At 68.4% G+C, this 8,794-nt stretch carries 8 protein-coding genes and 2 tRNA genes; 3 read left to right on the top strand and 7 right to left on the bottom strand.

The window, feature by feature from the left end; genetic code table 11:
- Nucleotides 1-29 precede the first annotated feature (29 nt).
- Both ACFXGJ_RS07050 and ACFXGJ_RS07045 read right to left on the bottom strand, forming a co-directional pair.
- Nucleotides 30-1,157, bottom strand: a complete 1,128-nt coding sequence (locus ACFXGJ_RS07050; protein WP_378424246.1) for an NDMA-dependent alcohol dehydrogenase — start codon at nt 1,155-1,157, stop codon at nt 30-32.
- Between the two features lie 231 nt (nt 1,158-1,388).
- Nucleotides 1,389-1,907: a DinB family protein gene (locus ACFXGJ_RS07045; protein ID WP_378617629.1), complete on the bottom strand. Its 519-nt coding sequence runs from the start codon at nt 1,905-1,907 to the stop codon at nt 1,389-1,391.
- 122 nt (nt 1,908-2,029) lie between these two features.
- On the opposite strand from ACFXGJ_RS07045, the gene ACFXGJ_RS07040 reads away from it, so the two are divergent.
- Nucleotides 2,030-3,109 carry a ParB/Srx family N-terminal domain-containing protein gene (locus tag ACFXGJ_RS07040; RefSeq protein ID WP_378617628.1) on the top strand — a complete coding sequence of 360 codons (1,080 nt, stop codon included), beginning with the start codon at nt 2,030-2,032 and terminating at the stop codon, nt 3,107-3,109.
- 28 nt (nt 3,110-3,137) lie between these two features.
- Here ACFXGJ_RS07040 and ACFXGJ_RS07035 read toward each other — a convergent pair.
- The 4 genes from ACFXGJ_RS07035 to ACFXGJ_RS07020 all read right to left on the bottom strand — a co-directional run bounded on the left by ACFXGJ_RS07035 (nt 3,138) and on the right by ACFXGJ_RS07020 (nt 5,267).
- Nucleotides 3,138-3,211, bottom strand: a tRNA-Ile gene (locus ACFXGJ_RS07035).
- Nucleotides 3,212-3,308: 97 nt separating this feature from the next.
- Nucleotides 3,309-3,488, bottom strand: a complete 180-nt coding sequence (locus ACFXGJ_RS07030; protein ID WP_378617627.1) for a hypothetical protein — start codon at nt 3,486-3,488, stop codon at nt 3,309-3,311.
- A 107-nt stretch (nt 3,489-3,595) separates the two neighbouring features.
- Nucleotides 3,596-5,020 carry a DUF1254 domain-containing protein gene (locus ACFXGJ_RS07025; protein ID WP_378617626.1) on the bottom strand — a complete coding sequence of 475 codons (1,425 nt, stop codon included), beginning with the start codon at nt 5,018-5,020 and terminating at the stop codon, nt 3,596-3,598.
- 174 nt (nt 5,021-5,194) lie between these two features.
- Nucleotides 5,195-5,267 (bottom strand) — tRNA-Asn (locus tag ACFXGJ_RS07020).
- A gap of 135 nt (nt 5,268-5,402) precedes the next feature.
- Between ACFXGJ_RS07020 and ACFXGJ_RS07015 the strand changes: the two genes are divergently transcribed.
- Complete coding sequence (locus tag ACFXGJ_RS07015) at nt 5,403-5,642, top strand: hypothetical protein (protein ID WP_378617625.1); 240 nt, start codon at nt 5,403-5,405, stop codon at nt 5,640-5,642.
- A gap of 1 nt (nt 5,643) precedes the next feature.
- Here ACFXGJ_RS07015 and dnaG read toward each other — a convergent pair whose 3' ends face one another.
- Complete coding sequence (gene dnaG, locus ACFXGJ_RS07010) at nt 5,644-7,551, bottom strand: DNA primase (protein WP_378617624.1); 1,908 nt, start codon at nt 7,549-7,551, stop codon at nt 5,644-5,646.
- Nucleotides 7,552-7,602: 51 nt separating this feature from the next.
- Between dnaG and ACFXGJ_RS07005 the strand changes: the two genes are divergently transcribed.
- Nucleotides 7,603-8,787 (top strand): dipeptidase, encoded by a 1,185-nt coding sequence (locus ACFXGJ_RS07005; protein ID WP_378617623.1) that lies wholly within the window; start codon nt 7,603-7,605, stop codon nt 8,785-8,787.
- The last annotated feature ends 7 nt before the right edge of the window (nt 8,788-8,794 follow it).

Here is an 8,794-nt window from a genome sequence, read left to right as displayed (position 1 = left end):
GGCCCGGCGCAGTCGAGTGCGGGTGCGGTCTAACGGTCCGCGTCGGTGTACTTGATGACGCCGCGCAGGTTCTTCCCGTCCAGCATGTCCTGGTAGCCCTCGTTGATCTGCTCGAGGCTGTAGGTGTTGGAGATCATGTCCTGCAGGTTGAGCTGACCCGACTTGTACAGGTCGAGCAGCATCGGGATCTCGTGACGCGGGTTGGCGCCACCGAAGACGTTGCCCTTGAGTGTCTTCTGCAGCATCGCGAAGAGGAAGAGGTTCATCTTCACGTCCATGTCGGACATGTTGCCCATGGAGGTCACGACGCAGGTGCCCGTCTTGGCGGTCAGGGTCAGCGCCGGATCCACCATCGCGCCGTCCATCTCACCCATGGTGAGGATGACCTTCTGGCACATCTTTCCCCAGGTCAGCTCCATGACTGGGACGATGGCCTCTTCGAGGCTCGCGTAGGCGTGGGTGGCGCCGAACTTGAGGGCCTGCTCTCGCTTGAACGGGACCGGGTCGATGGCGATGACGTGGCGTGCGCCCGAGACCACCGCGCCCTGCAGCGCGGCCATACCGACGCCGCCGACGCCGACGATCGCGACGGTGTCACCCGGACGGACCTGCGCGACGTTGGTCGCCGAGCCCCAGCCCGTCGTCACGCCGCAGCCGACGAGCGCGGCGACCTCGAACGGGATGTGCTCGTCGATCTTGACCGCGGAGTACTCGTGCACGGTCATGTAGGGCGAGAACGTGCCGAGCAGGGACATCGGGATGACGTTCTGGCCGCGGGCCTGGATGCGGTACGAGCCGTCGGAGATGGACTGGCCGCTCAGCAGTCCCATGCCCAGGTCGCAGAGGTTCGAATGACCCTGCGTACAGGGGTCGCAGGTGCCACAGGCCGGGATGAAGGACAACACGACGTGGTCACCCTCCTTCAGCCTCTTCACGTTCGGGCCGACCTTGGTGACCACGCCGGCGCCCTCGTGCCCGCCCAGCGCGGGGAAGGACGGCATCGGGGTGGCGCCGGTGACGATGTGGTAGTCGGAGTGGCACATTCCGGCCGCCTCCATGCGGATCTGGACCTCGCCGTCACGCGGGTCACCGAGCTCGATCTCCTCGACCGACCACGGCTCGTTGAGGCCCCACAGGAGCGCGCCCTTTGTCTTCATTTCGTACCGGCCTTTCGTTCCGCGTCAGCTTCTCGTGATCGAGGTGACGGTTATCACAAGGGCACACGATAGCCGGAAATCGGAAGAATTGGAACACGTTCTAAGCGAATTTCGTAGCACGGTCTAACGTAGTGGTGAATTCGCAGGTGAGAGGCGGTTACCCCGCGGTCAGGTCGGCGTGTCCGCCGGCCGCGACGGCACCGCGCGGCCGATGAACTGGACAAACGTCCGTCAGCCGCGCACGTCATTCAGGTGATGGACGGGGTCGTGCAGGAAGTACGTCGCCAGCGTCGCCACGGTGAACGCGGATCCGTCGCTGCGCAGCCCCCGGCGGTCTCGGTCCCGCACGCGAACGGCCCCGAAGGCGTCCGCGGCCGCCGCGCCGGCGTCGGTCAGCTCCACGAGCAGCGTCCGCGGGTCCTCCTCCGCGTAGCGCTCGGCCACCGCGGTCGCGTCCTGGTCCCAGTCGGCGAAGGACGGGTCGTCCTGCGCGAGCATCAGCTCGAGCCTGCCCCGGAACACCCGGAAGACGTCACGCACGTGCGCCGCGTACTCGAGTGGGGACCAGGTCTGCTCGTTCGGCCGGACCGCGACGTCCGGCCGCGCGAGGACGGCCGGCCAGCGGGCGACATTCGCCCGCACCAGGTCCGAGATCTGATCGAACCGCACGGACGCCGGATCGAATCCGCAGTCGGGACAAGGACGTTCGAGCACCCAGGTCCAGTTCTTGGTGTCGGGGGTGATCGCCATGGGTCGATGCTACGGCCGTTCACCCTCCGGCCGGGCCTCGTCCACCGACGAGTGGCCGTAGCGTCACCACGGCCGATCAGGGTGACGGGACACTGCCCCGTCGATCAGGAGCTGACCTACCCATGTCAATCACCTCGCGCACCGCGCTGACGGCACTCGCCGCGTTCACCCTCGTCGGTGCCGGCACCCTCGGCGCGGCCGGCACCACGGCCGCCGCACCGGCGCCCGCGACGCGGATCTGCGGCCCGTCCGCCGGCGATCTCACGGACCTGCTGTCGAGCGGGTCCGCGCTCGACTACCGGTACCGCTGCGCCCAGACCGGCGACCTGCTCGACGTCCGGATCGGCGACGTGCACGCCACCCAGCCCTCGCTCGGCTACGACGAGGTGTTCTACAAGCTCGGCCGGTACACCCTCGGCAAGGACACGATCAACAAGAAGTTCGACGACTGGTGCGAGGCGAACGGCCAGGTCAAGGCCGTGTCCGTCACTCCGGCCGCCAAGATCGCCGACCCCGGCTCGTTCACCTGCGAGCTGCCGGTCGGCAAGGAGACGCCCGACTCGATCGCGCCGATGAAGACCGCCGTCGTCGGCCCCGCGGGCAAGCTCTACCTGACCGACGGTCACCACACCCTGACCTCCTTCTTCGAGACGGAGGGTCCGAACGTGCACGTTCGCCTCCGGATCCTCGGCAACCTCAGCGGCCTGTCCGTCAAGGACTTCTGGGCCGAGATGCAGAAGAACGGATGGGTCTGGAACCGCGACGTGAACGGCAAGACGGTCGCCGTCGACACGCTGCCCGACGGGGTCGGCCTCGCCAACTTCGCGGACGACAAGTACCGCAGCCTCATGTACTTCGCCCGGGACATCGGCTTCACGGCCGGCACGATCCCGTTCCAGGAGTTCTACTGGGGCGCCTGGCTGAGGGACAAGGACGCGGCCGACCTGAGCGGCTGGAACCAGCGCGACCTCGCCAGCTACCTCGACACCGTCAAGAAGGTCACCAAGGCGCAGACCGCGCTGCCCGCCGGCACCGTCGTCGACAGCGGTTTCACCGCCGGACAGCTCGGCGCCCTCCCCCAGTGGAACGACGGCAAGACCGAGGACAAGGGCGAGTTCGCCAAGCTGTCGAAGCCGTACTCCGACGCCAAGCCCGGCAAGATCGCGTACGCGCTGGAATACAAGGCCGCACACGGGAAGTGAGAGTCCAGCACACTGTGACCCACTGACGTGGGGCGGGCGGGGCTCGAACCCGCGACCAATGGATTATGAGTCCACGGCTCTAACCGACTGAGCTACCGCCCCATTCGTCCGGAACCTGAACGGCTGGACGGCCAAATGCTACCGGCACCGGTGCCCCCTCGGTACGTCGAGGGTGCCCGGTGCCGATGCGCGCCCTGGGTCAGGGCATGACGACAGCCAGCAGCGCCGTGAGCGTCACCACCGTCACGGCCGCGAGCATCGCCAGGACGAATCGAGCCCGGGCCACGTGCTCACCCGCATCGCGCGGAGCCAGCAGGGGCGCGCACCCGCCGGAGGGCGTCGTCGAACGGTCGATCAGGTCACTCTGCACAATTGCCACCTCCCCAGCCTGACGCTCGACACCGCCCGACGACAGGGCCAAAGGTCCCGTACCCCGGTCGCGCCGAGGTAAGCATCGTCACGTGCAGGGGGTACCGGCCGCGCCCCTCACAGCGCCTCTTCGATCTCGCCGGGTTGCCACTGCTTGTCGAACCACGGCTGGAGCGGGCCGTAGAGGCGGAGCATGGGGAACCAGCTCTTGCCCGCGACGGTCTGAATCCAGTTCGTCTCCCTGCCCGCGGGCGCCGTCGGACCGAACCAGAGCACGATGGAGCCGTCGGACTCCTCCCGGACGTCGCCGGTCAGGCTCATGACGCTCGGGTACGGGTTGTCGGTCTGCAGCAGCGAGCGGGTCTGCGTGTCGTAGATGTCGACGGACCAGAAGTTCTTCGCCGGCGGATTCGGCGGGAGCACCAGCCGGTACGTCTTGCCGCCGTCGAGCGCCCGCCCGTGCGAATCCTCGGCCGTGTACGCGTACGCCGATCCGGCGCCGACCTGCGCATGGGCCATCGCGGGTGTGATGACCGTGGCGAAGTAGTGGAACTGGGTCCGCGCGTCCAGCAATCGCGCCTGACGGCGCAGGAACTCGTAGCTGCCCCCGACGAACCCCTCTTTCCACGAGGCACCCTCGAAGACGAAGGCTTCGGGATCGCGCGGCGAGTAGACCAGCGCCCGGCTGATTCCGGCCGCGGTCTTCGCCGCGGTGTCGAGAATCCGACGGAGCCGCTCGTCCGGCGCGAAGGGCCGACCGTGCTCGATCCCGATCCCGGCGAGCTGCCCGGCGCGCTCGGGGTCCAGTGACCCGGGCGGCTCCTCCTGGATCAGCTCGTCGACCTCTTCGAAGAACGAGAAGTCGTTCGAGTGCACCGTGTTGAAGGCCTCTTCGGCAACGTTGACGAACGTCATCGCCGGAGGATCCTGCGCGTCGTCGAGCCGGTACACGCGGGTCTGCTTGATCGCGTCGACGCCGCCGAGCGCCCGCAGGACCGCCCAGTTGGTGAAGGTCGGGGTGCGGTTGACGTAGTAGCCGTCGGGTTCGGGACCGTCGTAGCCGGGCGGGAGGAAGAGGTACTTGCCGCCCGCCCCCTTGTCGGGGCCCGCGATACCCATGTCGGTGACGTAGCGGAACCAGAAGTCGTCGACCACGCACAGCGAGTCCGGCGGGGTCTCGATGACGACCGGTCCGTCGCGCAGGTCGATGAACAGGGTGCCGTAGGTGGTCTCGGTGTTGGGGGTCAGGAAGAAGCTGCCGGAGTTCGCGCGCGGATCGGTGATCGCGAGGACGTTGGGTCCGTCGACCCCGACGCTGCGCAGGCCCCGACGCATCGCCACGAGCGACGCCCCGGGCACCGCGTTGAGGAATGCGTCGACGCCACGCAGAAAGTCCAGTGCGTCATACAATCTGGTGGTCGTCTCGGGTTTCGGCACGCCGTCGACGAACTCGAAGACTCCGAGCGGGGTGTCCATGCGGTCCGGGACGCTGATCCCCTCGAGCGCCTTGGCCAGATCGTTCGCGACTGTGCCGTCGTCCATTCCGTATCTCCTCGAATCTCGTCGGTGGACTCGAGCCTGCTGCATGTCGATCGGCCCCGCCTCATGCGTTGCGGGTGAGCAGTGACGCGGCCACTCGGGGGAATCGGGCCGGGCCGGGCCGGGAACGAAAAAGTCCCCGACCCGCTTCGCGGCGGATCGGGGACTTTCGTGAAGCTCCCCCGGCTGGACTCGAACCAGCAACCGTCCGATTAACAGTCGGAAGCTCTGCCAATTGAGCTACAGGGGATTAACTTCGGCAGCCCTCGCTTGCGCCTGGCTGCGGAACAGACTTTAACCCATAGACCCACCCTGGTACCAAATCGCCTGCCCGCAGACCCATCAGGCAGACTGTGTCAGGCCGCTCGACGGGAGGAAAACACGGATGATGCGCTTGTTGATCGGGGTCGCCGCGGGGTACGTGCTCGGCACGAAGGCCGGCCGCGCCCGCTACGAACAGATCAGCCGGACGGCGAAGGCCGTCGCGAGCAGCCCGGCGACCAAGAAGGTCATCGAGGTCGGCAGGCAGAAGCTCTCCGACAGCCTCAACACCCAGCCGCGACTCGAGCCCCTCGAGGCCATCGACAAGGACACCACGATCTACGTCCCGCGCGATCGCCTGTAGGTCAGTACTCGTCGGAACTGTCGCCGACGGCCTGCTCGAGCAGGCTGCGGCGGTACTGCTCGAGCGCCACCAGGTCACCGAACAGCGACATGTACTCGTCCGGCTGGTCGGCCTGCGACATCCGCTGCAGCTTCGACTTCAGGTCGGCCACCTGCTGTCCGACCCACACTTCCTGCAGCCGCGCGAGCACCTGCGGGATGTACCTGGGCACGTCCGAGGCCCGGATCGGTTCGACCGCCAGTTCGGTCACCAGCGACTGCAACGGGTCGGCGAGCTTGCCCACCGCGTCCATCCACTCGGCCCCGCCCAGTCCCGCCGCGGTGCCGCCCGCGTCGAATATCGCCTGACGGACCAGTGCGTAGGCGGGATGGGTGAACGTCTCCGTCGGCAGCGAGTCGAACACCGAACCCGCGACCTCCGGGTACTGCAGTGCGGCCTTGAGTGCGTCCCGCTGCGGCCACAGCGAGGGATCGCGGGGGTTCGGCCGAGGCGGGCCCGCGGGCGCCGCTGCGGGCGCCGCGGGCGCCTCCCGGAAGCCGCCCTGCCGCTGCGGCTGCCCGCGCCGCGACGACTGGCGCCGACTCTCGTCCCGCACCCGCTTGATCACGGTCGGGATGTCGTCCCAGCCGATCCAGCCCGCGAGCTGGCGGGCGTAGTCCTCCCGCAGCGCGGCGTCCCTGATCTGGGCGACGACGGGCACCGTGCGCCGCAGCGCCTCGACACGGCCCTCACCGGTCTCGAGATCGTGCTCGGCGAGCAGCGACCTGATCACGAACCGGAACATCGGAATCCGGCGGGCCACCAGGTCGCGGACGGCGGCGTCGCCGGAGGCCTGACGCAGTTCGCACGGGTCCATGCCGTCGGGCGCGACCGCCACGTAGGTCTGACCGGCCATCTTCTGGTCGCCCTCGAACGCCTTCATCGCGGCGGCCTGACCGGCCGCGTCACCGTCGAAGGTGTAGATCACCTCTCCGCGAAAATAGCTGTCGTCCATCAGCAGTCGACGCAGCATCGCCAGGTGGTCCTCGCCGAACGCGGTGCCGCAGGCCGCGACGGCGGTCTTGACCCCGGCCAGGTGCATCGCCATGACGTCGGTGTAGCCCTCGACGATCACCGCCTGGTGCCCCTTGGCGATGTCCCGCTTGGCCAGGTCGAGACCGAAGAGCACCTGAGACTTCTTGTACAGCATGGTCTCTGGGGTGTTGATGTACTTGCCGGGCATGGTGTCGTCGTCGAAGAGCTTGCGGGCGCCGAAGCCGATCACGTCGCCGCCGAGGTTGCGGATCGGCCACACCAGCCGGCGCCGGAACCGGTCGATCGGGGTGCCGCGCTTGCCGGGGGTGGCCAGGCCGGCGTCGATGATCTCCTTGGCCTCGAACCCCTTGGTCAGCAGGTGCTTGGTCAGCGTGTCCCAGCCGTCGGGGGCGTAGCCGCAGCCGAAGGTGACGGCGGCCTGACCGTCGAAGTTGCGTTCGGTCAGGTAGTCGCGGGCGGTCTGGGCGTCGGGCTCGCGCAGCCGGGCCGCGTAGAACTCCTGAGCGGCCGCGTTGGCCGCGACCAGCCGGGCCCGGGTGCCGCGGTCCCGCTGCACCGACGGCCCGCCGCCCTCGTAGGAGATGGTGTAGTTCAGTCGGTCCGCGAGCTGCTCGACCGCCTCGACGAACGAGATGTGCTCGATCTTCTGCAGGAACGAGTAGACGTCGCCGCCCTCGCCGCAGCCGAAGCAGTGGTACGTGCCGTGGTTGGGCCGGGCGTGGAAGGACGGGGACTTCTCGTCGTGGAACGGGCACAGGCCCTTCATCGAGTCGCCGCCGCTGCGCTTGAGCGCGACGTACTCGCCCACGATGTCCTCGATGTGGGTCCGCTCACGAATGGCCGCTACGTCTCGTTCAGGAATTCGGCCGGCCACGGGGACAGTCTAGGGCCTGCGCCACCGCGTCCCGACCGTAGGATTCGCGCCATGTCGTCCCCGAAGCGCACATGGCTGCGCCGCGTCCTGATCGGTGCCCCGGTCCTCGCCGCCGCCGCCGCGGTCGCGTTCTTCACGATCGCTCCCGGCGCCGTCGAGCGGCGGATGAACACGGTCGAGCCCGGTGACCTGCCCGAGGTCACCCCGCCGACCCAGGCGCTCCACGACAGCCTCCAGATCGCCGACATGCACTCGGACACCCTGATGTGGGATCGCGACCTCCTCGAGCGTTCCGATCGCGGTCACATGGACCTGCCCCGTCTGCAGGACGGCAACGTGGCCCTGCAGGTGTTCTCGTCGGTGTCGAAGTCGCCGAAGGGCCAGAACTACGAGTCGAACTCCGACGAGACCGACAACATCTCGCTCCTGACCATCGCGCAACTGCAGCCGCCGCGCACGTGGGGCTCGCTGCTCGAGCGGTCGCTCTACCACGCCGACAAGCTCGCGAACGCGGCCGCGGACTCGGACGGTCAGCTCCGCGTGGTGCGTACCCGCGGCGACCTGGAGACCCTGCTCGCGGACCGGGCGGCCGGGCAGGACGTCACCGGAGCGCTGTTCTCGGTCGAGGGCCTGCAGAACCTCGAGGGCCGGATCGAGAACCTCGACCGGCTCTACGACGCCGGTATGCGGATGGCCGGTTTCACACACTTCTTCGACAACGAGGTCGGCGGCTCCATGCACGGCGAGGTCAAGGGCGGGCTCACCGACCTGGGCCGCGAGGTGTTCGCCGAGATGGAGCGGCGCGGCGTCATCGTCGACATCGCCCACGCCAGCCACACCGCGATCGCGGAGATGCTGGCGCTCGCGACGAAGCCCGTCGTGGCCAGCCACGGGGGCGTGCAGGCGACGTGCGACGTCAACCGCAACCTCACCGACGACGAGATCCGCGGGGTGGCGGCGACCGGCGGTGTCGTCGGCATCGGCTACTGGGACGCCGCGGTGTGCGAACTGACCCCGGCCGCGGTGGTCGACGCGCTCGAGCACGTGATCGCCGTCGGCGGTCTGCAGACCGCGGCACTGGGCAGCGACTACGACGGCTCCACCACCGTCGCGTGGGACACCAGCAAGATCGCGGTGATCACCCAGGAGCTGCGCGACCGGGGCCACGGCGACGACGAGATCAGGGCGATCATGGGCGGCAACACGTTGCGCGTGATGGCGCAGGTACTCCCGTAGGCGCCCG

Origin of the sequence: Rhodococcus sp. NPDC059234 (assembly GCF_042754225.1) — a bacterium.
Lineage (GTDB): Bacteria > Actinomycetota > Actinomycetes > Mycobacteriales > Mycobacteriaceae > Rhodococcus_G.
This window is presented reverse-complemented; position numbering and strand designations above follow the sequence as displayed.